Below are 26,560 nucleotides of genomic sequence, written 5' to 3'. Positions count from 1 at the left end.
AACTTATGAATCACTGTTTAGTTATTTCCACCACCTGTTCAAGGACAAGCTAACAAGATGTTGGCTATGCCTTTGTCGCTCCACTATCGCACAAAAAATCTCTGAAGTCGTCGTAGCTCTTGCTACGTTCTCTGTAGATAAATTGTTGCTTGGAAATGACTTTTTGACAATGCGTGTGTGGGTGTGACTGCGCTTTACTTATGAAAATGAGGGTAGTATAGAGAGATAGGATGGAGCGGAAACATGAACGAAGTGAACAATTGGAATAGTCTGGAGAAGCTTAATTCGATTTCCAAATATCCTACTGCCTTAATTACGAAAATCTTCGAAAATGTATCTGAAGGCATCATGATCACGGATAAACATAAAAAAATAGAGATGGTAAATCCCGCATTTGAATTCGTTACAGGATATAAGCGAGATGAAGTTATAGGGAAAACACCGGCAGTATTACAGTCAGGTGTACATGAATTGCCTTTTTATTTAAATATGTGGGAAAAGATACGACAAGAAGGAATTTGGCAGGGTGAAATATGGAATCGCCGTAAAACTGGAGATGTCTATCCTGAATGGTTAACCATTTTAGGCGTCACTAATAATGAGGGAGAGATTTCAAATTACTGTGGCATTTTCACAGATTTGTCAGAAAGAAAAATAGTAGAAAATGAGCTTGAAAAACGGTTGTTAACAGACTCATTAACGGATGTATCAAATCGCTTTGCTTATATTGAGAGAATGGATAGTCTGCTAGAATCGACTTCTACTATTTCTCATTCAGTACAGCATGCAGTCTACTTTCTTGACCTGGATCGATTTAAACAAATTAATGATACATTAGGGCATGGAGTAGGAGATACAATCCTTGTAGAAGTGGCAACACGTCTGCAAACATTGCTGAAAAATAAAGACATCATTGCAAGGTACGGTGGCGATGAATTCATCATTACATTAACAAATGTGAAAAATGTTCGAGAAGCAGCAAAGTTTGCTGAGCAAATTATTCAGATTATTGAACAGCCGATGGACATCAACGGCCAAAATGTTTTTATCTCAACGAGCATTGGTATTAGCATGTATCCGGCTGATGGCGAAACAACCGAACAGCTTACGCACTGCTCAGATAAAGCGATGACGTATTCAAAAAAGAATGGGCATAATGGCTATTCCTTTTATTTTGATGAGTTGCAAACAGACTCACAGCGTGTATTATTGTTAGATTCAGAGTTACGTAGAGCGATAGACGAGCGTGAATTCGAGCTATATTTCCAACCGAAAATAGATATGGAAAATGAACAAATCCAAGGCTTAGAAGCACTCGTGCGTTGGAATAGTGAAAGCCTCGGGTTTGTATCGCCGGCAGAATTTATTCCATATGCAGAGGAAACGGGCTTAATCATTCCACTCAGTGAAATCATCTTAGAAAAAGCTTGTGAGGCAGTCGTAAAATTGCAGCAATTTGGTCTTAAAATTCCGATTGCGATTAATATTTCAAGCATCCATTTCAAACAGCGGAACTTTTTAGAGTCCGTGCAAGCAATTCTAGAACGTTATAACACGCCTGCCACAAATTTTGAGATTGAGGTGACGGAGCGTACTGTTATGAACAGTGCGACTGAAACGGTCAGCAAGTTAGTTCGTCTCAAACAGCTAGGCTTTAAAATCTCAATTGACGATTTTGGTACAGGCTATTCATCTTTAAGTTATTTAGTTCGATTCCCACTCGATTGTTTAAAAATTGATCGTAGCTTTATTCAGCACATATCCACACTCGATGAAAAACAAGCAGTCGTGGATGCGATTATTCAAATGTCGCATCGCTTAAAAATGAAAGTTGTCGCTGAAGGTGTAGAACAAGCACAACAAGTGGATATACTACGTAAGATGAACTGTGATATAATTCAAGGCTATTATTACAGTAAACCATTACCATTCCATGAGTTACTTGAATTTATTGAGTTTTGGGAAATTGAGCATCAGGGAAGGAAATAATGTATGGCAAATTATAAATTAGTAGCAACTTCAGCAATGGGCTTAGAGGCCATTGTTGCCCAAGAGGTACAGGCATTAGGATATGAAACGACAGTAGAAAATGGCAAAGTTTATTTCGAAGGCGACGAAACGGCCATTGCACGAACAAACTTATGGTTGCGCGTAGCAGATCGTGTGAAAATCGTTGTCGGTCAGTTTCCCGCAACCTCTTTTGAGCAATTGTTTGAAAGTGTTAAGGCTTTACCTTGGGAAAAATATTTACCAGTGGATGCGGCTTTTCCGGTTTCAGGGAAATCTGTAAAATCAAAATTATTTAGTGTGCCAGATTGTCAAGCCATTACAAAAAAAGCAATTGTTGAACGCATGAAACAGCACTATAAACGTCTTGGATTTTTAGATGAATCCGGTGCGACTTATAAAATTGAAGTTTCAATTTTGAAAGATGTGGCTACACTGACACTTGATACATCTGGCGCTGGCTTACATAAACGTGGCTACCGTCAAGTACAAGGGGAAGCACCGCTGAAAGAAACATTAGCAGCTGCTCTCGTACAAATTTCGAAATGGAACCCAAATCGTCCATTTGTCGATCCATTCTGCGGCTCTGGGACAATTACTTTAGAAGCTGCAATGTTTGGACAAAATATTGCACCAGGCTATAACCGTGAATTCATTTCAGAAGAGTGGTCATGGATGAAGGCAAAAATTTGGGATGTGGCACGTGATGAGGCGGATAGCTTAGCGAATTATGACCAACCACTTGAAATTATCGGTTCGGACATTGACCATCGCATGGTGAGCATTGCCCAAGAAAATGCACTAGAAGCAGGCTTTGGCGACATTATTACGTTCAAGCAAATGCAAGCACGTGATTTTACGACACAGCTAACAGACGGTGTTATGATTGGTAATCCACCATATGGAGAGCGTATTGGTGATGTTGAAGTTGTGGAACAGGTGATTCGCGATTTAGGTCAGGTCATGAAAAATTACCCAACTTGGTCTGTGTACATGTTGTCCTCAATGAAAAACTTTGAAGAATTATATGGTCGCCAAACGACGAAGAAACGTAAATTATTCAATGGCTTTATCGAAACGAATTTATATCAATTCTGGGGACAAAAGTCAAAAAAAGAGTGACTATGTAGGTAACGGAAGGTGAGATTTTTTCTTATCTTCCGTTTCGTCGCGTATAATAGGAGCAGATTGTAAGAGGGGGAACGTCAATTGCGTAAATCTTTACCATTTGTATTAACGAAGGATCGCTCATTTTTCGAGTCATTAGGTGACTGGATGGGAGACGTCCTTTACGATGAACTACCAGAAAAGGGCTTTGAATGCCGTGATGAGCAAATTTTCATGGCCTATCAAATTGAGCAGGCCCTAAAAGAGAAAAACGTGCTGTTTGCAGAAGCAGGAGTAGGGACAGGAAAAACAATTGCTTATTTACTGCCAGCCGTATCCTATGCACGCTATACAGGAAAACCCGCACTAATTGCCTGTGCAGATGAAACATTAATCGACCAGCTTGTTAAAGAGGGCGGCGATATTTATAAATTACAAAAAACACTCGGATTAGAAATCGATGTACGCTTAGCAAAATCCCGTGACCAATATTTGTGCTTAAAACGTTTTGAAGAAGCAGAAAAAGTGGAAACGGACGAGTGGATTGACGATATTGCGTTTTCTATTCCAGATGGTGTGTACGCGCAAGGCTCCATGATCGCTATACAGCCATATGGGGATCGCAGTAATTATTCAACGGTCAGTGACGAGGATTGGCAAAAGGTAAATTATAATTCCATTATGCAATGCTCGGTTTGTGACCAACGAAATCGTTGCGGTCAAACGCTTCACCGTGCGCACTATCGTAAATCAACGGATCTCATCATTTGCTCACAGGATTTCCTAATGGAGCACTTGGCAACAAAGGAATCGCGTGAACGTGAAGGACAGCTAGCATTACTGCCTGAAGTCTCCATGATGGTGCTGGATGAAGGCCATTTATTGGAGTATGCTGCCCAAAAAGCAATGACATACAAAGTGCAGGCGACGACAATTGTTCAGCTATTGGAACGTTTAATGGTTGATGGTGTGCGTGAGCGTACATTGTATGCTATGGAGAAATTACAAGACGATCACGAACTATTTTTCGACCAGCTTCGTGACGATATCGTGGCATCTGAAGAAGAGCGTAAACGTATCAATAAATCTGCGACACTGTTAACATACGGCAAGCAGCTTATTGCCGATGTAGAAGTCTTACTCGAGGAATTAGTCTTTGAATCAGAAATGTATATGATTCCAGAGTATGAGCTAAATATGGCGGAAGAATATCTAGAGCAATACGAAGCGTCACTACGCATTTTTACTGCGCAGGGGGATGCAGTTGACTGGCTTGAGGAAACAGACGGGGAAGAAACACTTGTTATTATGCCACGTCTTATTACTGAAGTTTTAGAAGAAAAGCTATTCTCGAAGAAGTTACCAATCGTATTTTCATCTGCAACATTATCGGTGAATAAAGATTTTTCATATATTGCCTATAGTTTAGGTATTCGTAATTACCAATCATTCTCAGTTCCTTCACCTTTTGACTATGAAGAAGTGATGAAAATTTACCTGCATGAGTTATCCCAAAAGGAGAAAACAGCACGCGTGCAAAAGCTCTTAAAAGATGGCGAAAAAACGTTGATTCTCTTTAAGTCTAAGCAAGCAATGTTAGATTTTAAAGCGCAATTACCGATTATGGAGCGTATGTATGTAGCTTTTGAAGGGGATCGTGAGTTGTCTGCGATTGTCCGCGATTTCCAAGAAGGTGCGGTCAGAATATTATGCTCATATCATTTATGGGAAGGGTTAGATCTACCTGAGGAAGCACTAACACGCGTCATTATTTATGACTTGCCATTCCCGCCACACGACCCATTATTTGATGCCAAGCGTACCTTTGCAGAAAATGCCTTTGAAGAGGTCGAATTACCATTTATGCAACTACGACTACAGCAGGGAATGGGGCGTTTAATTCGTACGTCCAATGACCATGGAGATATTCATATTTTGCTGAATGAAGAAGAAGCAAAACAACGTGAAACATTTGAAAATATTTTAGCTGTAGTGCCAGAAATAAAATAACGAAAAAAGTGATTTTGTGAAGTTCACAGAATCACTTTTTTTATATTAGAATAATAAAATGTATCGAAAATATATGATAAATTTAAAAAAGTGTTGAATATTTCTCTTTTAAGCTATATAGTCCTTAGTAATGCATCTATTTTAGTAAAAGAAATTATTTTTCTATTGAAAATATTTTTGCAAAAGGTTTATAATAATGACAAGAAAATTTACAATAATCAAATTAAATGTTGGTTATTTTGGTGATAGGGGGTTCTAAACCTGTCGAACATTCAATCATTGTGTAGAAAATATACAAACTTATCGGCAACAGATATAGAGAAGTTAATAGAGATTGAAGCTACGCTAACGTATTATGCTGAATTGACAGATTGTTATATGTTCATAGATTGCATGATGGAAAATTTACCAAGTGCAATTGTCGTGGCAGAGGCCTACCCCAAGAAACAACATGGTTTATATGAAAAAACGGTTATTGGTAAGTTTGTTTTTGAAAGCTTTGAACCTGCTGTATTTTCTGCTTTTAAAAGTAGAGAAAAGTCATCTATTCCTCGCGCTATTACGCAGGAAGGTTTAACAGTTGAGCAAAACGTGGTCCCCATCTTCAATGAGCAACAGCAAGTGATTGCCGTGTTGATTCAAGAAAAACAGGTGGAAACGCTAACAAAACCAACAGACGATTTTCAAAATATGCCATTTGCATTAATAGAGCATATCGTAGCACCAAATTTGCAGCCTATTCCTGTTGTTTCCGATTTGTTAGTGGAATCGATTATTTTAACAAATCATGACAACAAAGTGATCTATACAAATCCTGCAGGCTATCGATTTATATCCGAGCTTTCAGGATTAGAATCCTTTGAACATATTGCGTTAGATAAGATCTTACCTTTTTTACAAGAGGTCTATGCTGAAGGTGATGATGTATTCTTTTTAGAAATTACCTTTGATCGTAAATCTTTTATCGTCAAAAAAATTCCAATCCGCAATCAAAACGACAAAGTCACACTACTCATCATTCAAGACCTTACTGAGCTTAAACTGAAAGAAAATGAATTGATGATGAAAACATTTGCGATTCGAGAAATTCACCACCGTGTGAAAAATAATTTGCAAACAGTGACGAGCTTATTGCGTTTGCAAATGCGCAATGAACTGTCAGCTTCAAATGTTACAGCTTTTCAAGAGGCATTAAATCGAATCTATAGCATTTCATCTGTCTATGAACTAATTTTAGAGAACGAAGATAATGCCGAAGAAAAAGTTGACGTTATTGCATTGTCTAAAAAGATTGGGTATAAAATGGTTGGCACATCGAGTACACCATCCATTCAATTAGCTTTTCATCACGAAAATATTCCATTATTTTGCCATTCCAAAAAAGCAGTATCGCTTGCGCTCATTATTTGTGAGTTACTACAGAATGCACTAAAATATGCGTTTATTGGTCGTGAAGAAGGGATGATCGACATTCAATTTTCACACAACGAATCCACTATATCGCTTCATATTTCTGACAACGGCGTTGGAATGCATGAAGTGAAAGCATCGTTTGGAATGGAGATTATCACAAGGCTCGTTGAATATGATTTAGCAGGCTCATTTTCAATTATCCCTAGTGAAAGAGGTACACATACTCAAATTCAGTTTCCTGTAAGTGAGGAGGTATTTATCCTAAATGACTAGGAAAGTTATGATTGTCGAAGATGAATCACTTATTGCGATTGACTTGAAATTTATGCTAGAAGATAATGGCTATGAGGTGGTGGCTCAGGCAAATAATGGCGAGTCTGCGATAGAGTTGGCCTTTACCTACAAGCCTCATCTAATCTTAATGGATATTAAAATGCCGAAGCTGGATGGATTAAAGGCCAGTAAAATCATTGAACAGCAACTTGGTATACCGGTACTTTTTATATCAGCCTACAGTGAAAAAGAATTATTACTCTACATGAAACAAGACAATATCCTTGGCTATGTCATGAAACCATTTTCTGAGAAGAATGTACTTCCGGCGCTGGAGGTTGCTTTTCACCAAATTGAGAAATTCAACCGTTTAAACGGCGAATTGCTGCATATTCAAACCGAAATTGAAAAACGAAAAATTATCGAACGGGCAAAGGGCTTGCTGATGGAGGCAGAAAATATCAGTGAGGACGAGGCCTATAAGAAAATTCGTAATGAGAGTATGCAAACGCAACAGGAAATGGTACGCATTGCCGAGAGAATTATAAATACCCTACAAGTAAATAGTTAAAGCAAAGACGCTTAAAGAGATTTCTTCTTTAATGCGTCTTTTTTATATAGATAAAAAACAAAAGGGGTGGTTAGTTGGATGGCGATGATAGGAACGGTAATTGTATATATTATCATGATTTGTGCGGTTTTAGGTGCAATTGGCGCAATTCGGGATGCGGAGTATGGAATCGGTAAAGAGTTTATGAATGGCATCCATACGGTTGGTCACATTTTCGTGCCAGCTGCAGGAATCATGGCTGCAATTCCTTATTTAACTTGGTTTATTAGTCATTTTATAAGCCCAATTTTTGAATTGATTGGGGCAGATCCTGCCATTGCGGCAACAACTATTTTAGCTTCCGATATGGGGGGGTATCAGTTAGCCAGTGCCTTGAAAGAGTCCTATGAAGGTTGGGTTATGGCCTTAGTTGTTGGATTTATGTCAGGTGCAACCATTGTGTTCTCTATTCCAATGGGGCTTGCCATGTTGGACAAGCGTGATCATAAATATATGGCTCTAGGCATTATGGCTGGTGTTTTAACGATTCCGATAGGTGCATTTATTTCTTCGATTATGATTGTGCTCTTTAATACAGAAGTCCGTGAAGTGATTAGTACAACAGAGGCGCCAACCTATGTTTTTGCCATTTCTGTTTTACAAATATTAATTAATTTATTGCCATTGTTTATTTTTGTTGTGTTAATTGCGCTTGGTCTAAAGCTTATTCCAAATGGCATGATTACTGGTTTCATGGTATTTGGACGTGTGATGGATGCGGCCATTAAATTAGTGTTAGTGTTCTCCATTGTAGAAATTTTTACAGGTATTTTTACCAAGGTTTTCGGGGCGTGGGGCTTTGATCCAATCATGGCAGATGAAATCGATCAATTCCGTGCATTAGAAACAGCGGGGTATATCGGCATTATGTTAGCTGGTGCCTTCCCGATGGTGTACTTAATTCGAAAATATGCTTCTGTTCCGCTAGAGGCTGCAGGTAAAAAATTAGGTTTATCTTCAGTAGGAAGTGCTGGTATTTTAGCGACCATTGCCAATATTTTGGCGATGTTCACACTCATCCGACATATGCCACCGAAAGATAAGGTGATTAATATTGCATTTGGTGTCTGTGCGGCTTTCCTGCTAGGGGATCATTTATCGTTTACGGCGAATTTCCAGCCAACGATTATTTTGCCCGTCATTACTGGGAAACTATTAGCGGGTATCATTGCCATTTATCTAGCTTATAAACTATCGGTTCCAACAGCCCTAAGGCTAGAACAAGAGGATCGACAAGCGGGCATTATTAAAGAAGATGAATACTTAACAGATCGAAAGTCCGAATAGGAAGAAGAAATGATGAAGAGGTGATGATGTATGAGTGAGGAAAAGAAACGTTTTATTCAAGAGTTCGTGCCAGGTAAACAGCTAACTTTGAGTCATCTCATTGCCAATCCTGATCCCGATATGTTTCAAAAGTTGGGCATTCAAGAAGCGGGAGCGCTGGGCATTATGACTTGTACACCGAGTGAAACGGTGATTATTGCTGGTGATTTAGCGACAAAGGCGGCAAATGTACGACTCGGATTTTTAGATCGTTTTACTGGCAGTCTGGTTATTGTGGGCAGCGTGTCCGAGGTTGAGATGGCGATGCTAGAGATTAACAGATTTTTATCGGAAAGCTTAGGGTATACGCCAGCAAAAATAACAAAGTCATAGGATGTGCCATATGAAAAATCGAGTAATGATCATAGGCGGCGTTCAGGCAGGGAAATCCACGCTCATGAATGCATTATTAGGGAAAGATCGACTGGCCCATAAAACACAGGCACTTGTGTATGATGATTGGATTGTCGATACACCAGGAGAATATATTGAAAATCCAATGTATTACAGAAATATAATGGCGACATCACTTGAAGTGACACATGTCATCTATTTACAAGATGCCACATCATCAAGGAGTGTTTTCCCACCGCAATTTAGCTTAGGCATTCCGAAAATACAAATCGGCGTGATTACGAAAATTGACGACCCCCTTGCAGATGTAGAACGCGCCACCGCATTATTAAAAAAAGTCATGACACATGGACCTATCGTAAAAACTTCCGCATGGCAAAAGCAAGGTATTGAGTATATTGCACCGCTGATTCAGCTCAATTGCGACGAAGAAATTCGCCAATTTGTGAACAATAGTGAAAGTCCTTATCTCATATATAGCCAGTAGTAGATGGAAGGTGGAGTGAGTTGAAGACAGAGAAAATTTATAGTGCAGGCATTGACATTGGAACAAGTACAACCAAGATGGTTGTTAGCAGTTTTTTGTTAAAAAATGTTGCTGGGCTGACGCAAGTGCCACGGATAGAAATTATTGAAAAAACAATCTTACATCAAAGTCCCATTATTAAAACACCCTTTATCAACAAAGAAGTAATTGATATGGCAAAGATTGAGCAGTTTATTTTTCAGCAATATAAACAAGCAAATATTGCACCAGCCGATATTGCAACCGGAGCTATTATCATCACTGGTGAATCAGCAACAAAGCAAAATGCCAGCGAGGTTGTACATGCCATAGCAGATACTGCAGGGAATTTTTTGGTCGCTACAGCTGGTCCTGATTTAGAAGGGATAATTGCCGCAAAAGGTGCGGGTACTGTACAGCAATCAAAGAATTCTGCCAAAGTCATTGCCAACATTGATATCGGTGGAGGTACGGCAAATATAGCTGTTATGCAATTTGGAGAAGTGATTGGCACATGTACGCTACATATCGGTGGACGACTAATTGAATTTCATCACGGCGTTGTTCAGTCGATTTCATCACCGATTAACAGACTGATGGAAAAATGGGCAAATCCGTTAAGCGTTGGGGATGTTGCAGGGGATGTTCGTGTTACACAGTGTATTGAAGAGATGGTGGAAACTTTAGCAATGACGTTACGTGGGCAATTACAAGATGAACGGCATCCATTACTGTTAGGGCATTTGCCAAGCTGGGATAAACCGATAGATGCCATTATGTTTTCCGGTGGGGTCGCCGCTTGTATCTACGAAAATGATTGTTCAGAACGCCAGTATGATGATATTGGTGAAAAACTAGCGAAAATGCTGTTACAACATGAGCAGCTGCAATCATTTTTATGGCTAAAACCAGAAGAAACATCACGGGCAACGGTGACCGGAGCAGGGACACAAACAACTGAAATTAGTGGTGCAACAATACAAGTGAATGCTGATATTTTGCCATTAAAAAACGTGCCTGTTATTACTTGCCATATGGATACCCCGTTGAAAAAGTTTGACCAAGTGGTAGAAGCAGCCGTAGCAAGAGCAGACACACTGTTTTCAATTCAAGAGAACCGTGCACCCTTTGCCTTATATTTTAGTCAGTTACCTTATTTAAGTTTTCAAGATGTCCATCAATTATGCGAGGCCATCTTGCAGCAATTAGCAACAAGAAGTTCCAAAGAAATACCAATTATTATCGTTATGCAATCAGATTATGCAAAGGTCATAGGGCAAACAATACAAGCTCTTCATCGAACTGTACCAATTATTTGCATCGATCAAATCAAAGTAGAAACAGGTGATTATATCGACATAGGGGAGGTACTACCATCTGGTGTTGTCCCTGTTGTTGTCAAAACACTTGCATTCCACTCAAAGTAAAGGAGGATGAATGTGAAACTATCGATGATGTTTGGTGGAGAAAAATATAATTTTGATTCATTAAAAGATGTCATGGCCAAGGCCAATGAAGAAAAATCGGGTGACCGCTTAGCTGGAATAGCTGCCGAATCTGTACAACAACGAATTGCAGCGAAAGCCGTAATAAGTGAACTATTAGTAAAAGACATAAGAGAAAATCCATTAATTCCTCCAGAAAATGATGAGGTAACGCGCATCATCGAACAAGACGTCAATGAGCAAATCTATGGAGAAATTAAAAACTGGAGCATTGAGCAACTTCGAGAATACATCTTGTCAAATGAGACAGGGGATCGGGAGTTAAAGCGTTTAAGTAAGGGCATGAATTCGGAAATTATTGCAGCTGTTACGAAGCTCATGTCTAACTTAGACCTTGTGCATGCCGCTAATAAAGTAGAGATTTTATCGACCTGTAATACTACCATCGGGCAAAAGGGAACACTGGCCTCCAGATTACAGCCAAACCATCCGACAGATAATATCGACGGCATCATTGCCTCATTAAAAGAAGGCTTGTCCTATGGTATTGGCGATGCTGTCATCGGTATTAACCCCGTAGATGATTCAGTAGAAAGTGTGAAAAAAGTATTGCACGCGACAAAAGAGTTTATCGAAGACTGGTCGATTCCTACCCAAAACTGTGTATTGGCACATATTACAACACAGATGAAAGCCATTAAGCAGGGGGCACCAGCAGATATGATTTTTCAAAGTATTGCTGGGACAGAAATAGCCAATCGCTCGTTCGGTATTTCTGCTGACATGATAAGAGAAGCAGAGGACCTTGTGAAAAAGCAAGGAACGGGAACGGGGCCAAATTTATTTTACTTTGAAACGGGACAGGGTTCTGAACTTTCAGCAGAAGCACATATGGGCATTGACCAAGTCACGTTAGAATCCCGCAATTATGGCTTTGCCCGTCATTTTAATCCGTATATTGTCAACACAGTTGTTGGCTTTATCGGCCCTGAATATTTATACAATAATAAGCAAGTCATCCGTGCTGGTCTGGAAGATCATTTCATGGGCAAAATGCATGGCATCCCTATGGGTGTCGATATTTGTTATACGAATCATATAAAAGCAGACCAAAATGATATTGAGGATTTAAGCGTTTTACTAACGGCGGCTGGTGTGAACTTTATCATTGCCGCGGCAATGGGAGATGATGTCATGCTGAACTACCAGTCGATGAGCTTCCACGATGTAGCCACATTGCTGCAAACGTTTGGCAAAAAGCCAACCCCTGCCTATTTAGCATGGCTAGAAAAAATGGGGGTCTATGAAAATGGCCGTCTTTCAGCGAGGGCTGGCGATTTATCTTTGTTTGAAAGGTAGGTGATTAATGTGAATGAACAGTTAGTATCAATGATTACACAACTCGTAATGGAAAAGATGGGACAAAATACGGCAGCTGATTCACCTAAAGACATCGCTACTCCAATAGAAGAAGCACAAGAAACAGGTATGCCATTTTACGAGACGGCTGTCACGCGTCCTGCTGAAGCGTCAATCGCACCAGCAGCACCTAAAGATACATTGATTAAGCTTTATAACAATGCATCACATAAGCAACAACAGTCGTATGAGCCAAGTTTTGATGAGCCGACTTACTCAACGGACCCTCTGACAACCTTTCAATTTGAAGAGGAGAACGTCTCAGAAAGTGTACAGGCAGCAAGAAAACATACACCAGCTAGGATAGGTGTCGGACGAGCGGGGACAAGACCTAAAACGAAAACATGGCTTAAGTTTCGACTCGATCATGCAGCTGCTGTGGATGCGGTCTATGGAGAAGTGACAGAGGATTTATTGAAACAGTTAAATGTCTTCCAAGTGACAACAAGAGTAACTGACAAAGAGGAATACATTACAAGACCCGATTTAGGTCGCCGTTTATCGGACGAATCAAAGGACCTTATTCAAAGTAAGTGCCAAAAAAACCCGCAAGTCCAGATTATTATGTCGAATGGATTAAGTGCAAGTGCAATTGAAGCAAATGTTCAAGATGTCTATTTAGCATTACAGCAAAGCTTAAGCAATTTAAATATTGACATAGGGACTACTTTTTATATCGATAAAGGGCGCGTGGCACTAATGGATGAAATTGGGGAGCTTTTACAAGCAGAGGTGGTTGTTTATTTAATTGGCGAGCGTCCTGGTCTTGTCTCTGCTGAGTCGATGAGTGCCTATCTATGCTATAAACCAAGATTTGGCACAGTAGAAGCTGATCGGATGGTTATTTCGAACATCCATAAAGGTGGTATTCCCCCATTAGAGGCAGGTGCTTATTTAGGAACGGTTGTTGAAAAAATATTGCAGTACAAGGCAAGTGGTGTTGGCCTTGTGGCAAAAGAAAGTTAGGAGGAAAGCGACATGAATCCTCAAAAAATATTGGCCGAAATATTAGCTATGCAAATTATTCCTAGAGTGAATAACGAGTTAGCACAGCAATTAGCCTTAAAACCAAATCACACTAGCATTGGCATCGTAACACTGACAATTGATGATGTTGGCTATGTTGCCTTTGACGAAGCAACAAAAAAAGCAGATGTCGAAGTAGTCTATGCAAAAAGTTTTTATGCAGGTGCCGCGCATGCATCGGGCCCGCTATCTGGCGAAGTAATTGGCATCATCGCAGGAAGCTCACCAGATGAAATACGTAGTGGTTTAGAAGCGATTCAGCAGAAAATACAGTTTGATACGTATTTTGAAGCGATTCTCCACAATGAAAATCATGCACTTTTTGCGCATACTGTAGCGAGCTGCGGTACGTATCTTGCCGAACAGGCCAATGTAAAAGAAGGAACAGCTATTGCTTACTTAATCGCACCACCACTGGAAGCTGTTGTTGGTTTAGATGCAGCATTAAAGGCAGCAGATGTGGAGCTCAAGGTATTCTTTGGCCCCCCTTCTGAAACTAATTTTGGTGGCGGCTTATTAAGTGGTAGTCAATCGTCGTGCCAAGCGGCAGCAGATGCTTTTAGGGAAGCAATTGACAATTTGGCGAGAAACCCGGTGATTTAGAAAGGAGGTGGCGTAATGGCCACATTAGATAAAGATTTACTAGCAATTCAAGAAATGAGAGATGCCGTGACCCGTGCCAATAGTGCACAGGCTGCTTATCTACAATTTTCACAGCAACAAGTAGATACGATCGTCAAGGCTGTTGCGGACGCAGCTTTTAAAGAGGCAGATCGATTGGCGAAAATGGCAGTGCAAGAAACCGGGATGGGTATCCCCAATCATAAAAAAATGAAAAATGAAGTTGCTTCAAGAGATGTTTATGAAGATATTAAAGATTTAAAGACGGTAGGCGTTATTGGTGTTGATCGCCTGAAAAAAGTAACGGAAATTGCTAGCCCTTTTGGCGTCATTGCAGGCATTGTTCCAACAACAAATCCGACATCAACAGCCATCTTTAAAACGATTATTTCGTTGAAAACAAGAAATAGCCTTGTGTTAAGTCCCCACCCATATGCTGTTAATTGTACGAAGGAAGCTTTGGATGTTTGTAGAGTAGCTGCTGAAAAAGCAGGTGCTCCAGAAGGATTACTGCAATGCTTAACGATGTCTTCAATGGAAGCAACACAGCAATTGTTAAAGCATCCTAATATTCATTTAATATTAGCGACGGGTGGCGGAGCATTGGTGAAAGCAGCCTATAGCTCGGGCAAGCCAGCTTATGGGGTAGGACCAGGTAATGTGCCAGCCTATATCGAAAAATCTGCCAATATTGCAAAAGCCGTACGTCAGCTTGTTCAAAGTAAGTCATTTGATAATGGCACGATTTGTGCTACAGAGCAGGCCATTATTGTAGATAAAGTGATTGCACAGCAAGTATTGGCGGAGTTAAAGAAAAACCATGCTTATATTTTGAGTGATACAGAAAAATTGAAAATGGAGAAATTGATTTCGCCGATTCCCGGTAAAGTGAACCCACAAATCGTGGGTAAATCTGCGGCATGCTTGGCAGATTCGGTTGGCATTACTGTGCCAGATGACACAAAAGTACTTGTCGGTCTGGAAACGATGATTGGTAAGAATATTCCATTTTCACTTGAAAAACTCTCACCGATATTTGCCTTGTACACAGTAGAGGGCAGTACAGAAGCGAAACAGGTCATGATTGATTTATTGAATATTGGTGGACGTGGACATTCTTGCGCAATCCATACGGAAAACGAAGCCTTAGCTGAGCAGTTTGCCATTGATTTGCCTGTTTCACGAATTGTCATCAATACGCTATCGTCCATCGGTGCTGTTGGAGGGACTACGGGACTTGCACCATCCTTCACATTAGGATGTGGGACGTTCGGAGGCAATATAACGTCCGATAACATTACAGCGAGACATTTAATGAATATCAAGCGCATGGCATACGGCATTAAGGATGTAGAAGTACCAAAACCAGAGTTCGAAGTACCACCAATAGTAGAAACAATCAAGTCACAAGAACCAACTTTGGATACCACAGTGGTTCAGCAAATCGTGGACGAAGTATTAAAACAAATTGTCTTACAAAAAAAATAATTTACTTGGAGGAATGACAAATGAGTACAGCATTAGGAATGGTAGAAACAAAAGGATTAGTAGGGGCAATTGAAGCGGCAGATGCAATGGTGAAGGCAGCAAGCGTTAACTTAGTAGGAAAAGTACATGTTGGTGGCGGTATTGTCACAGTATTAGTACGCGGTGATGTTGGGGCAGTGAAAGCAGCAACTGATGCAGGTGCTGCAGCAGCAGGACGAGTTGGAGAATTATTATCTGTCCATGTAATTCCACGTCCACACAACGAATTAGAGTTAATCTTGCCAAAATCAGAAGCTTAACAACAATGTAAAAGTTTACTAGATATAGAGGTGACCAGCTTGATAACAGAGGTAAAGACATTCCCTGTGGCCGTTTCAGCTCGTCATATACATGTAAGTGAAGAAGATTTACAGGCACTTTTTGGTCCCGATGCCACGTTAACATGGGATTTTGATCTTTCGCAGCCGGGCCAATTTGCGGCAAAAGAACGCGTGTCCATTGTGGGACCAAAAGGTGTTATTCATAACGTACGTGTATTAGGACCAGTCAGAGCAGCAACACAGGTAGAAGTAAGTCGAACAGATGCCGTGAAATTAGGGTTATCAGCCCCGTTGCGACAATCGGGTGACATTGAAAACTCGGCTAGCATTAACATCATTTTTGCAGACAAGGAAGTAACGTTAAAGCAAGGTGCCATTATTGCACAGGCTCATATTCATATGACACCAGCAGATGCTTTAGCTTTACAAGTAGAAAACAATGAATTGGTAGCTGTTGAAGTGGCTAGTGAACGACCTGTTACTTTTCGTGGCGTCGTTGTCCGTGTGTCAGAGGATTTTAGTTTAGAGATGCATATTGATACAGATGAAGCCAATGCCGGTTTTATAGAGCAACAGGCGCAAGGGAAAATTATTAAATCATGGACGTAAGGAGGAGGTCGGATGCAAGAAAATTTAGTGCAAAAAATTGTTGAGGAAGTATTACAGCAAGTGTTAAAAAGTCAACCTTCCCTTCAATATGATGGAAAAATCCCTATTGGTGTGTCAGCACGTCATGTCCATCTAGCACAAGCAGAAGTGGAACTGTTATTTGGTGAAAACTATCAATTGACGCCGAAATTTGAGCTTTCTCAACCCGGTCAGTTTGCCGCAGAGGAAACGGTCGTGATTGCAGGTCCGAAAGGCTCTCTTGAAAGGGTACGCATTTTAGGCCCAGCTCGTGCATTATCGCAAGTGGAGATTAGTTGGACAGATGCCATGAAAATTGGCGTTAAACCACCATTGCGAATCTCAGGAGATATTAAAGGTTCAAGCCCGATTACACTGATTGGACCACAGGGTAGCGTGGTGCTATCGGAGGGACTGATTATTGCCCAAGCACATATTCATATGTCACCAGTGGATAGTAGTCGACTTCAAGTTGTGGATGGGCAGTCTGTGCAGGTCAAGGTAGAGGGGATAAGACCGATCATTTTATCGAATGTTATCATTCGTGTTTCAGAGCGCTATCGCTTAGAAATGCATATTGATACTGATGAAGCAAATGCGGGTTTAATTCAACAAGGTGCCAAGGCTGAAATCGTCAATGCACCGTCTACAGCACGTATAATCCCTATGGAAGTACAGCCAGCGGTGAAGCAAGCTGAGGAAAAATCCATCTACCATTTTGACAAGAAGTTGCTTTCCCAAGGAGAAGTACTTGAAATAGAAGCGCAAGAAATTATTGTCTCAAAGAAGACAATCGTCACAGCATTAGCCTATGACAAGATACGCGAGTTAAACAAAACATTAACGATTAGCACTGGGCAAAGCGAGTAATCTAGCCTAGGGTAAAGAGGGTGAATGCATGCAAATGGGAAGAGTCATTGGCAGTGTATGGGCGACAAGGAAGGAAGAAGGGTTAAATGGTTTAAAATTATTAATCATTCAACCTATCGACTCAAATCAACAGCCGATTCGCACTGAAATTGTGGCAGCAGACCGAATAGGGGCTGGTGTTGGAGATGATGTACTCATAACAAGTGGTGGGTCATCACGTTACATTATGAAAGAGAATCCGTTGCCCATTGATGCAGTCGTTATCGGCATTATTGATTCTACAGAAGTTATGCGAGGTGAGGGAAATGAGTAGCGCAATTGGAATGATTGAAACAAAGGGATTAATCGGCTCGTTAGAAGCAGCCGACGCAATGATTAAGTCCTCCGATGTGACCATTGTGAAACAGGAATTTGTCGATGGTGGGATTGTGACAATCGTTGTCAAAGGAGATGTTGGCTCAGTACAAGCTGCAGTCGATGCTGGTAAGGCGGCAGCGATGCGTGTCGGTGAATTACTAGGCGCACATGTGATTCCTAGACCGGATGATGATGTCTATCACATGATTAATGGACCACAAACCCCGAAGAAAAAGCCGTTACCTGCACGTGCCAAAAAAACAACAGAAACAGCGGCTAGTGAAGGTCGAGGTGAGTCGTAATGGCTTTTCAAAAAAGTAAAATTGCAGTGATTGGTGCTGGTCATACAGGAGCAACGTTAAGCTTATTTTTAGCTCAAAAAGAGTTAGGTGACGTTGTACTGTTAGACATTCCGGAGGCAGAAAATCCTACCAAGGGAAAGGCACTTGATTTACTACAAACAGGACCGATTGAAAAGTTCAATGTCTCGATAGCAGGAACAAGTAATTATGAGGATATAGCGGATGCAAAAATCGTCGTTATTACAGCAGGCATTCCACGTAAACCTGGCATGAGTCGAGATGATTTAGTGACAACGAATGCGAAAATTATTAAACAAGTATCCGCTCAAATCAAAAGATATGCACCACAAAGTATTGTGCTCGTACTAAGTAACCCAGTAGACGCCATGACTTATGTTTGCTATAAGGAGACTGGTTTTGCGAAAAATCGTGTAATCGGACAATCAGGTGTATTGGATACAGCACGATTTAACACATTCGTAGCACAAGAGTTACACATTGCACCAGAGGATGTCTCAGGTTTCGTATTAGGCGGCCATGGAGATGAAATGGTGCCGCTCATTCGCTATTCTTATGCAGGTGGCATTCCACTAGAAAAACTGATTCCCCAAGAAAGATTACAGCAAATAGTGGAACGCACGCGTAAAGGTGGCGGCGAAATTGTTGGTTTGTTAGGCAATGGAAGTGCCTACTATGCACCAGCTGCGGCCTGTGCCCAAATGGTGGAAATCATCATGAAAGACCAACGAAAAATTATTCCTTCCATAGCCCTGTTAGAAGGCGAGTACGGCTATCACCAATTATTTTTAGGTGTACCGACAATTCTAGGCGGAAATGGTATCGAATCGGTCATCGAATTACAGCTGACAAATGAAGAAAAAGCAGCCCTGCATCATTCAGCAGAGGCGGTCCAACAAGTATTGAAAATTTGCCAAAATATATAATCGCAGAGCAAAGCACTATAAATAGCACGCTTGCTCAGCCACTTGGATATATATTTATCCCCAAATATATATCCTGATATAAGACTTTGCTGTAATTTTGAATTGCGAAACCCATAGAAATTACGCTTGAAAGCCATTTTAATATCTTGCTTGAAAACCCCAAAAAAATTAATATAGAATCAGCAGTTCTCTTCAAGCGTGAAAACGTTAGAGGGAACTGCTTTTTGCATTTACGCAAAAACTTCGAATCCCCGTAGAGGTCAGTAAAAACTATATATCGTTGTGCGCTGTCGAACACTAGCCTATATTGCTTACGTTTCGTTCAAGGTTTCACCTGTCGTTACTGCAAACATCCATCATGTAATTCCGCTTACTAGGATGTAGGACACAGTATTTGGGGATTATATACAGGCCTACTTTACATAAAACCACGGGAGTCTCATGATGCTTGAAACCCTTTAATAGAAAGTGAAGACTACTGCACTCCATGTAATGCCGTTTAATATGATGGTGTATACAATATTTGGTAATTATATACAGTCCTACTTTAAACAAAATTTTGAAGTTGACTTTGCCCTTAGGGAAAGGTGTATAACTGAATGGAACAAGATGTGTATAAAAAAAGGAATGGAGGTGGCTTTTTGCTATCAATTGGAGAATTTTCAAAGATATGCGGCGTATCTACTAAAACGCTGCGATATTATGCCGAAATAGGTTTGATTACGTCTGATGACATAAATACTGAAAACGGTTATCGGTATTATTCTATCAAGCAACTAAAAAAGATGCTCTTTATCAATCGTTTGAAATCCTATCATTTTTCTCTGGAAGAAATTAAAGTCCTGGTGGAATTGGAAGCCGATCTAGCAGAAGAGAAAATTTGTAGTGCTTTTAATCGCAAAAAAAGAGAAATGGAGAGAGAACTAAATACGTTAGCATATACCCTCAAACAAATGAGCACGGATATTGAACATATAGAGAAGGGCATACCCATAATGTCTTACCTTGACAAGTTTGACGTACAGCTAGTTGAAACGCAGCCAATGACGATCCTTTACATGCGTCAAATCCTGAGTAGTGATGACTTTGATTTGGGCTATGGAAAATATTTCAGCACGCTATATGAAAAGATTGCAATCGAAAACCTTACTATGTTAGGTATGCCAATGACTTTTTATCACAGCACGGAGTTTAATCCTACTGGCAATGATACAGAGTTTGCTATTCCAGTAAAAGAGGCTGTCAAAGCAACGAGAGATTTGCCGGGATGCCTTTGTGCGAAGTCCGTTTTAAAGGGGGGATATCCAGAATTGACATCTGTATACGCAAACCTAATGGCATGGATAGAAAATGAAGGTTATGAGTTGGTGAAATCACCATATGAAGTATATATTACCGACCCTAGTGAAGCCGCTGCTATTCCTGAGGATATGATTACCGAAGTGTACTTTCCTGTAAAGAAAAAAGCAACAAGATAAAGAATCTATCAAAAATTTTAGGAGGACTGTCTCATGCAAAAAAATTACTGGCCAACTGCAACTTGGCAAGCCGTAGATCCTGAAAATGTGAAAATGGACGCGAACAAGCTTTCAGAGCTTGAACCGAAGATAAAATCTGAGTACAGCAATATCAATGGGATTGTTGTGGTGAGAAATGGCAGTATTGCTTATGAAAGATACTTTCATGGATATGGTCCGGATGACACGTATCATGTGGCTTCTGTAACAAAAAGTATCCTATCTGCGCTCATTGGTATTGCCATCCATGCAGGTTATATTAGTGATGTAAATCAGAAGGTGCTAGCTTTTTTCCCCGAATATGTTCCTGATGCTACTGACAAACAGAAACAAGAAATCACCATACGCCATCTTCTTACGATGACAGCTCCCTATCCATTTGCAGATTGGCATGAGCCATTAGACAAATTGTGTCAACAAGCAGACTGGGTAAAATACACCCTAGACATGTTGGGTGAACAGGGTGAAATCGGTACTTTTAAATATTCCACTTCAGGAGCGCATCTGCTTTCAACCATCATTACTCGTAGTACAGGCAAAAATGCCAGAGCATTTGCCAACGAGCATTTATACAGTCCTATTGGCATGAGAACAATCCCTGATTATGACATGAAATCATTTGGCTTTGAAGATTTATTTGGGCAAAATGTGAAAGGTTGGGTGGAAGATCCAAAGGGCAATGCCACTGGTGGATGGGGACTAACACTAACGGCCCGTGATATGGCCCGTTTTGGATTGCTCTATTTGAACGGCGGTCAGTGGGATAATCAGCAAATTATTCCGACATCATGGATCAGCGAATCTACTGCGATGAATCCCAATAACTACGGCTACCTATGGTGGTTAAAACAAGAGGACGGTGTGTCTGCTTACTTAGCACTAGGCGATGGCGGCAATGTCATTTGTTGCATTCCAGAAAAAGACTTAGTGATAGCCATTGTCTCTACATTCATCATGAATCCCCTTGATAGATGGACGCTCATTAAGGAACAGATTATGCCAGCAATACTAGAGTAAATATATATTCGCCATGGGTCAAGGTCTTAGTACGTTTAGAGTGGGGGGAAACATCTTGGTAGGGGTGAAGTTGGGTGTGTGGAAGAAGCGCTCAGGTTGGCCTCAGAAACGCTCGGGTCAGGTGAAGAAGCGCTCAGGTAGGCTTCAGAAACGCTCGGGTCAGGTGAAGAAGCGCTCAGGTTGGTCTCAGAAACGCTCGGGTCAGGTGAAGAAGCGCTCAGGTAGGTCTCAGAAACGCTCGGGTCAGGTGAAGAAGCGCTCAGGTTGGCCTCAGAAACGCTCGGGTCAGGTGAAGAAGCGCTCAGGTTGGCCTCAGAAACGCCCGGGTCAGGTGAAGAAGCGCTCAGGTAGGCTTCACCATCGCCCGGATCAGCAGAAAGCCCCACTCAATCAAGAGCCTCCCACCCCTCAAGCAAAACCCCCCATCAACCGAGGAAACATTCCGGAAAAGCGAATATATACAGGCATGGAATCAACAACAAGTATATTTACCGGAGGCTAAATACTTAAAAAGTCCATAATATCCAAAATTTTCGAAAATATGATAAAATAGTAGCGAGAAAAAGGAGGATGATGGCATGGCCGTACAACGATTTATAGACTATGTGAAGAAAATGGAACATTATGAAGAAGCGCTTGGTGTGATTTATTGGGATATGCGCACGGGGGCACCTAAGAAGGGACTAACCCAGCGCTCTGAAGTGATTGGGACGCTATCAGCCTCACTATTTGACATGCAAACGAGTGAAGAATTAGGGGAGCTGCTTACGGATCTTGAAGCGCAAAAGGAAGAGCTCGATCATGTCACACTGCGCTTAGTCGAGGAAGTGCGCAAAAACTACGACAATAATAAAAAAATTCCTGCACATGAGTACAAGGAATTCGTGATTTTGCAATCGAAAGCGGAAGCGATTTGGGAAGAGGCGAAAGCACAAAATAATTTTGCGCTATTTTTACCATATCTAGAAGAAATCATTACTTGGCAAAAGAAATTCATCGGTTATTGGGGCATGAAAAATGGCTCTCCATACAATACATTACTGGACCAATATGAGCCAGAGATGACAACGGAAATTTTAGACCGTGTTTTTGGGGAGTTACGCGCAACGATTGTATCGCTCGTACAAAAAATTACTGCATCATCAAATAAACCAGATACCAGCGTATTATTTAAGCATTTCCCTCAAGAGGAACAACGAGCACTGTCACTAGAAATTTTAGCGCAACTTGGCTATGACTTTGATGCTGGTCGTTTAGACGAAAGTGTCCATCCGTTTATGATTGGTTTAAATCATGGGGATAACCGTATTACAACGAAATATGATGAAGCTGATTTCCGTTCGGCAATATTTGGTACAATTCATGAGTGTGGACATGCCATGTATGAACAAAATATTGATGAGCAGCTTGATGGTTTACCTTTAGCGCAAGGCACATCGATGGGCATACACGAATCCCAATCATTGTTTTATGAAAACTTTGTCGGTAGAAATGAAAAGTTTTGGGAGCATAATTATGAGCGCCTGCAAAAGTATTCACCGGCACAATTTGGTCATGTTGCATTAGACGATTTCCTGCGTGCTATTAATATGGTGGAACCGTCACTAATACGTATTGAAGCAGATGAGTTAACGTATGCACTGCATATTATGATCCGTTATGAGATTGAGCGTGACTTGTTCAATGGCGACTTGCAAGCTAAAGATTTACCACAAGTTTGGAATGCTAAGTATGAGGAATACTTAGGCATTCGACCGCAGACAGATGCTGAAGGGGTACTGCAAGATATGCACTGGTCAGGTGGCATGTTTGGTTATTTCCCATCCTATGCCTTAGGTCTGATTTATGCAGCACAGTGGAAGCATGCGATGGACAAGGATATTCCAAACTTTGATGACCTGCTAGCAAGAGGCGAGCTCCTGCCAATTCGTGAATGGCTAACGGCTAAAGTGCATCAATATGGCGCACTGAAAAAGCCTTTCGAGCTACTACAAGCGGCGACAGGGGAAGGCTTGAATGGCAACTATCTAGCAAACTATTTACAAGACAAGTATACGAAACTGTATCAGCTATAAACGAAAAAGCGATTTCTCTATTACAGAGAAATCGCTTTTTTAAATGAAGATGCATGTGTTACCAAAGCTTATAGCCTTTTGAACCAGGAGGTGCATTCGAAATAATATCAATTATTGGAACGGTGTATGCAAATAAAATTAATGCCACTAAAATAACGATCCATAGTTTGAAGTTTTCTAAAATGGCAGGTGTATGGCCACTGTGTTCATGTACTTCACTCACTGGGAATTCTTCTTCACCTTTTGGAGCGAACCAAGCTAGTTTTACAACGATATACATGATTACTAGAATGGCAATGAATAGAATGGTACCACCAACTGCTTGCGCAATTTGATAAGGAATCCAATCATATGCTTGTTGAGCGCCACCATACTCAGAGTAATCTGAGCGACGGGGTGCACCGATAAGACCTGCGATATGCATAGCAGAAGACATAATGGTCATACCAACTGCCCATAAAATCCCAGCGAAATTACCAAGATTGTTTAAAGATTTTGTTAGCGTACGACCTGTTAAATGCGGAATTAACCAGAACGCAGCACCGAAGTAAGTTAATACGACAGCCGTAGCAATTGTTAAATGGAAATGTCCAGTTACCCAAATGGTGTTATGGATTAATTGGTTCATTTGATAGGATGCATTGACGATCCCGCCAGCACCACCAGGAATAAACGATACCATACCGATAAATGGTACAAAGAAACGTACATCAGTCCACGGTAACTTTTTGAACCAACCGAATAGACCTTTACCACCTAATTCACGACCGCGTAATTCAAACATTGCGAACATAGAGAAGGCTGTCATGAGGGACGGTACGATGACGGCAAATGTTAAAATAACTTGAATGAATTTCCATGTAGCATCAATACCAGGTTCTGTTAATTGGTGATGAATCCCAACTGGTACAGAGAATAGTAAGAAAAGAATAAATGCTAGTCTAGCTAGAGAATCCGAGAAAATTTTCCCGCCAATTATTTTTGGAATCATCGTATACCACACCATATAAGCTGGTAATAACCAGAAGTATACGAGGGCATGCCCGAAATACCAGAATAATGTTCGAGATAAGGCAACATCAACCCGTTCGATGAAACCTAATGACCAAGGCAGTAACTGGAATAGGACAGAAACCGCTACACCTAGCGTTGCAACGAACCACATAAGGTTGTTAATGACAACCATAAATGATAGTAATGGGCTCGGTTGACCGCTTCCTTTGTTTTCTTTACGCCATTGCGTATAGCGTAAAATTTGACCTGCACCGCCAACCCAAGAACCTACAACGACTAAAGTTAAGCCTAAATAGAAAATCCAGTGTGCTTGGAGTGGGGCATAGAAAGTATATAGAACGGTTGCTTTATTTAGTAAAACCATTGTTGCTGCAGCTGCTGTACCAATCGTCATTAGCCAGAAACCAATCCAACCAAGACGACGTTGAAAAGCTGAGAATGTACCAGAAGTACGGCTTACACTGGCAATTTGGAAACCGAAAATAAAGTACGTTGTTAAAATAAGACCGAGTAAGATACCATGTACTGTTAAAACTTGATAATAACCAATACCTGCTGGTAACGTGAATTGACCAGAACGGACAAACACTTGTAATAAACCTGCAAGACCACCTAATAATAATGCGATAAATGCGACATAAATATGCGCCATCGCGAGCTTCGCATCACGACGATCCACCTTTGTCAAATTATTCGTGAGACTCATTTGGATCCACCACCTTTAGCATAGAGTGCATCATCGTATGTCCTGTACCACAGTACTCATTACATACGATTAAAAACTCGCCTACTTTATTTACTTCTGTAACATATTCAGAAATATAACCAGGCTCAAGCATCATGTTAATATTTGTGCCGGCAATCTCAAAGCCGTGTATGACATCTTCACTTGTACCGATGAATTTCACTTTTGCTCCAAGCGGCACTTCGATTTCAGGGGGATTGTAATAGAATGCAGAAGCTAAAACAACAACTTCATAATCCCAATCCTTCCCCTCCACTTTATGGACGCCAGGGTTATCGAATGGCGCAATTTCTTTTGCTTTCTCGTAATCCAGTGTTTTTTTACCGTTGTTCGGATGTGAGCCTTGATGGAATGCACCAATGCCGAGAATAACGAGGAATGCCACTAAAGTAGTGACTCCAAACACTAGCCAATATTTCTCATACTTATGTAAGTGCATATATCTCTGTCCCTTCTTTCTTAAATCAATTACAACTTGCTGAAAATGCTTAACCCGCTGCAGCTATGCTTATGGGCAAAAACACATTGGTAAATCTTCACCGAATTAACGCACGTCAACTACTTTTGTCATACTTAACAAGAATGATAAAAGTAGGTTACTGCGTTAAATTAAAAACGATCGATAAATAAATTGAAGCAGTACACCCATAGTAAAATAATAATGATGCCGACTCCGAACACTGCATAGAGTGAACCTTTTAGATTATCTTCTGATTTCTTTTTATTGGCCATTGTTGCTCCCTCCTACGCTTTCATAGTGGACTTTCTTAATGTCATCATATAGAAATTCGTGTCGTTTTGATGTGAAAAAAATCACACATTCGAGGGCAAAGTGTGAAAAAAATGTGAAATGTATGAAGAAGGGGAATAAAAGTAGTCATTTTCTGAATAGGTAGAAAGGCATTTTAGTAGATTTCCTATCAAAGTTTCTTTTATAGACGATCGACCAACGCAGTGAGCATTGAGACCTAGTACATCACTTAAACGATTGCTTTGTGGCGATACATACGAAATGTTCGTTCAGCAAAAACCTTAAACAAAGAAAGAGGACTGTCCCTAAGTGATGAATTTATCACTTTAGGACAGCCCTCTTAATTATGCGAATACCGAAACTTATTCATAAACGCTTGATGCTAAGGCATAAGATATATCATTTGCGACACAAGAG

The 26,560-nt window shown here is 40.7% G+C and carries 25 protein-coding genes; 22 read left to right on the top strand and 3 right to left on the bottom strand.

Features of this window, described 5'->3' with window-relative positions; translation table 11 throughout:
• Positions 1–243 precede the first annotated feature (243 nt).
• The 22 genes from ACOMCU_RS13710 (at position 244) to ACOMCU_RS13605 (ending at position 23,633) form a co-directional block, all read left to right on the top strand.
• A complete protein-coding gene (locus ACOMCU_RS13710; RefSeq protein ID WP_421050504.1) occupies positions 244–1,989 on the top strand; it encodes an EAL domain-containing protein in 1,746 nt (581 codons plus the stop codon).
• Between the two features lie 3 nt (positions 1,990–1,992).
• The gene (locus ACOMCU_RS13705) at positions 1,993–3,129 is read left to right on the top strand and encodes a THUMP domain-containing class I SAM-dependent RNA methyltransferase (protein WP_421050503.1); all 1,137 of its coding nucleotides are present in this window, start codon (positions 1,993–1,995) and stop codon (positions 3,127–3,129) included.
• Between the two features lie 87 nt (positions 3,130–3,216).
• Entirely contained in the window at positions 3,217–5,124 is a 1,908-nt protein-coding gene (locus ACOMCU_RS13700; RefSeq protein WP_010858936.1) for an ATP-dependent DNA helicase, read from the top strand.
• A 279-nt stretch (positions 5,125–5,403) separates the two neighbouring features.
• Positions 5,404–6,810 carry a sensor histidine kinase gene (locus ACOMCU_RS13695; protein ID WP_421050502.1) on the top strand — a complete coding sequence of 469 codons (1,407 nt, stop codon included), beginning with the start codon at positions 5,404–5,406 and terminating at the stop codon, positions 6,808–6,810.
• Positions 6,803–7,381 (top strand): ANTAR domain-containing response regulator, encoded by a 579-nt coding sequence (locus ACOMCU_RS13690; RefSeq protein WP_010858938.1) that lies wholly within the window; start codon positions 6,803–6,805, stop codon positions 7,379–7,381. Before ACOMCU_RS13695 ends, ACOMCU_RS13690 begins: the two co-directional genes overlap by 8 nt.
• 78 nt (positions 7,382–7,459) lie before the next feature.
• Positions 7,460–8,707: an ethanolamine utilization protein EutH gene (gene eutH, locus ACOMCU_RS13685; protein WP_010858939.1), complete on the top strand. Its 1,248-nt coding sequence runs from the start codon at positions 7,460–7,462 to the stop codon at positions 8,705–8,707.
• 30 nt (positions 8,708–8,737) lie between these two features.
• Positions 8,738–9,079 carry an ethanolamine utilization microcompartment protein EutS gene (gene eutS / locus ACOMCU_RS13680; RefSeq protein ID WP_010858940.1) on the top strand — a complete coding sequence of 114 codons (342 nt, stop codon included), beginning with the start codon at positions 8,738–8,740 and terminating at the stop codon, positions 9,077–9,079.
• 10 nt (positions 9,080–9,089) lie between these two features.
• A complete protein-coding gene (locus ACOMCU_RS13675) occupies positions 9,090–9,587 on the top strand; it encodes a EutP/PduV family microcompartment system protein (RefSeq protein ID WP_421050501.1) in 498 nt (165 codons plus the stop codon).
• Between the two features lie 20 nt (positions 9,588–9,607).
• Positions 9,608–11,032: an ethanolamine ammonia-lyase reactivating factor EutA gene (locus ACOMCU_RS13670; protein ID WP_421050500.1), complete on the top strand. Its 1,425-nt coding sequence runs from the start codon at positions 9,608–9,610 to the stop codon at positions 11,030–11,032.
• A 6-nt stretch (positions 11,033–11,038) separates the two neighbouring features.
• The gene (locus tag ACOMCU_RS13665) at positions 11,039–12,409 is read left to right on the top strand and encodes an ethanolamine ammonia-lyase subunit EutB (protein WP_051112144.1); all 1,371 of its coding nucleotides are present in this window, start codon (positions 11,039–11,041) and stop codon (positions 12,407–12,409) included.
• Positions 12,410–12,418: 9 nt separating this feature from the next.
• Positions 12,419–13,435 (top strand): ethanolamine ammonia-lyase subunit EutC, encoded by a 1,017-nt coding sequence (gene eutC, locus ACOMCU_RS13660; RefSeq protein WP_421050499.1) that lies wholly within the window; start codon positions 12,419–12,421, stop codon positions 13,433–13,435.
• Between the two features lie 12 nt (positions 13,436–13,447).
• A complete protein-coding gene (eutL, locus tag ACOMCU_RS13655) occupies positions 13,448–14,098 on the top strand; it encodes an ethanolamine utilization microcompartment protein EutL (RefSeq protein ID WP_010858945.1) in 651 nt (216 codons plus the stop codon).
• Between the two features lie 15 nt (positions 14,099–14,113).
• Positions 14,114–15,604, top strand: a complete 1,491-nt coding sequence (locus ACOMCU_RS13650) for an aldehyde dehydrogenase family protein (protein WP_421050498.1) — start codon at positions 14,114–14,116, stop codon at positions 15,602–15,604.
• Positions 15,605–15,624: 20 nt separating this feature from the next.
• Positions 15,625–15,903, top strand: a complete 279-nt coding sequence (locus ACOMCU_RS13645; RefSeq protein WP_010858947.1) for a BMC domain-containing protein — start codon at positions 15,625–15,627, stop codon at positions 15,901–15,903.
• A 39-nt stretch (positions 15,904–15,942) separates the two neighbouring features.
• The gene (gene pduL / locus ACOMCU_RS13640) at positions 15,943–16,533 is read left to right on the top strand and encodes a phosphate propanoyltransferase (RefSeq protein ID WP_010858948.1); all 591 of its coding nucleotides are present in this window, start codon (positions 15,943–15,945) and stop codon (positions 16,531–16,533) included.
• A gap of 12 nt (positions 16,534–16,545) precedes the next feature.
• A complete protein-coding gene (locus tag ACOMCU_RS13635; protein ID WP_421050497.1) occupies positions 16,546–17,421 on the top strand; it encodes a phosphate propanoyltransferase in 876 nt (291 codons plus the stop codon).
• A gap of 28 nt (positions 17,422–17,449) precedes the next feature.
• A complete protein-coding gene (locus ACOMCU_RS13630; RefSeq protein WP_010858950.1) occupies positions 17,450–17,734 on the top strand; it encodes a EutN/CcmL family microcompartment protein in 285 nt (94 codons plus the stop codon).
• Complete coding sequence (locus tag ACOMCU_RS13625; protein ID WP_010858951.1) at positions 17,727–18,080, top strand: BMC domain-containing protein; 354 nt, start codon at positions 17,727–17,729, stop codon at positions 18,078–18,080. The genes ACOMCU_RS13630 and ACOMCU_RS13625 overlap by 8 nt, the downstream gene beginning before the upstream one ends.
• Complete coding sequence (mdh, locus tag ACOMCU_RS13620; protein ID WP_421050496.1) at positions 18,080–19,024, top strand: malate dehydrogenase; 945 nt, start codon at positions 18,080–18,082, stop codon at positions 19,022–19,024. The genes ACOMCU_RS13625 and mdh overlap by 1 nt, the downstream gene beginning before the upstream one ends.
• A gap of 641 nt (positions 19,025–19,665) precedes the next feature.
• Positions 19,666–20,502 (top strand): MerR family transcriptional regulator, encoded by an 837-nt coding sequence (locus tag ACOMCU_RS13615; protein WP_421050519.1) that lies wholly within the window; start codon positions 19,666–19,668, stop codon positions 20,500–20,502.
• A gap of 33 nt (positions 20,503–20,535) precedes the next feature.
• Positions 20,536–21,558 carry a serine hydrolase domain-containing protein gene (locus ACOMCU_RS13610; protein ID WP_421050495.1) on the top strand — a complete coding sequence of 341 codons (1,023 nt, stop codon included), beginning with the start codon at positions 20,536–20,538 and terminating at the stop codon, positions 21,556–21,558.
• 578 nt (positions 21,559–22,136) lie between these two features.
• Complete coding sequence (locus ACOMCU_RS13605) at positions 22,137–23,633, top strand: carboxypeptidase M32 (RefSeq protein ID WP_010858956.1); 1,497 nt, start codon at positions 22,137–22,139, stop codon at positions 23,631–23,633.
• A 58-nt stretch (positions 23,634–23,691) separates the two neighbouring features.
• Here ACOMCU_RS13605 and ACOMCU_RS13600 read toward each other — a convergent pair whose 3' ends face one another.
• The 3 genes from ACOMCU_RS13600 to ACOMCU_RS13590 all read right to left on the bottom strand — a co-directional run bounded on the left by ACOMCU_RS13600 (position 23,692) and on the right by ACOMCU_RS13590 (position 26,124).
• A complete protein-coding gene (locus ACOMCU_RS13600; protein ID WP_010858957.1) occupies positions 23,692–25,353 on the bottom strand; it encodes a b(o/a)3-type cytochrome-c oxidase subunit 1 in 1,662 nt (553 codons plus the stop codon).
• Positions 25,337–25,831 carry a cytochrome c oxidase (b(o/a)3-type) chain II gene (locus ACOMCU_RS13595; RefSeq protein WP_010858958.1) on the bottom strand — a complete coding sequence of 165 codons (495 nt, stop codon included), beginning with the start codon at positions 25,829–25,831 and terminating at the stop codon, positions 25,337–25,339. Before ACOMCU_RS13595 ends, ACOMCU_RS13600 begins: the two co-directional genes overlap by 17 nt.
• A gap of 170 nt (positions 25,832–26,001) precedes the next feature.
• Positions 26,002–26,124: a hypothetical protein gene (locus ACOMCU_RS13590; RefSeq protein ID WP_010858959.1), complete on the bottom strand. Its 123-nt coding sequence runs from the start codon at positions 26,122–26,124 to the stop codon at positions 26,002–26,004.
• Positions 26,125–26,560 lie beyond the last annotated feature (436 nt).

The organism is Lysinibacillus sp. UGB7 (genome assembly GCF_049058285.1).
Lineage (GTDB): Bacteria > Bacillota > Bacilli > Bacillales_A > Planococcaceae > Lysinibacillus > Lysinibacillus sphaericus_B.
The sequence above is the reverse complement of the archived record's forward strand: the minus strand, read 5'-3'. Positions and strand labels throughout refer to the sequence as shown.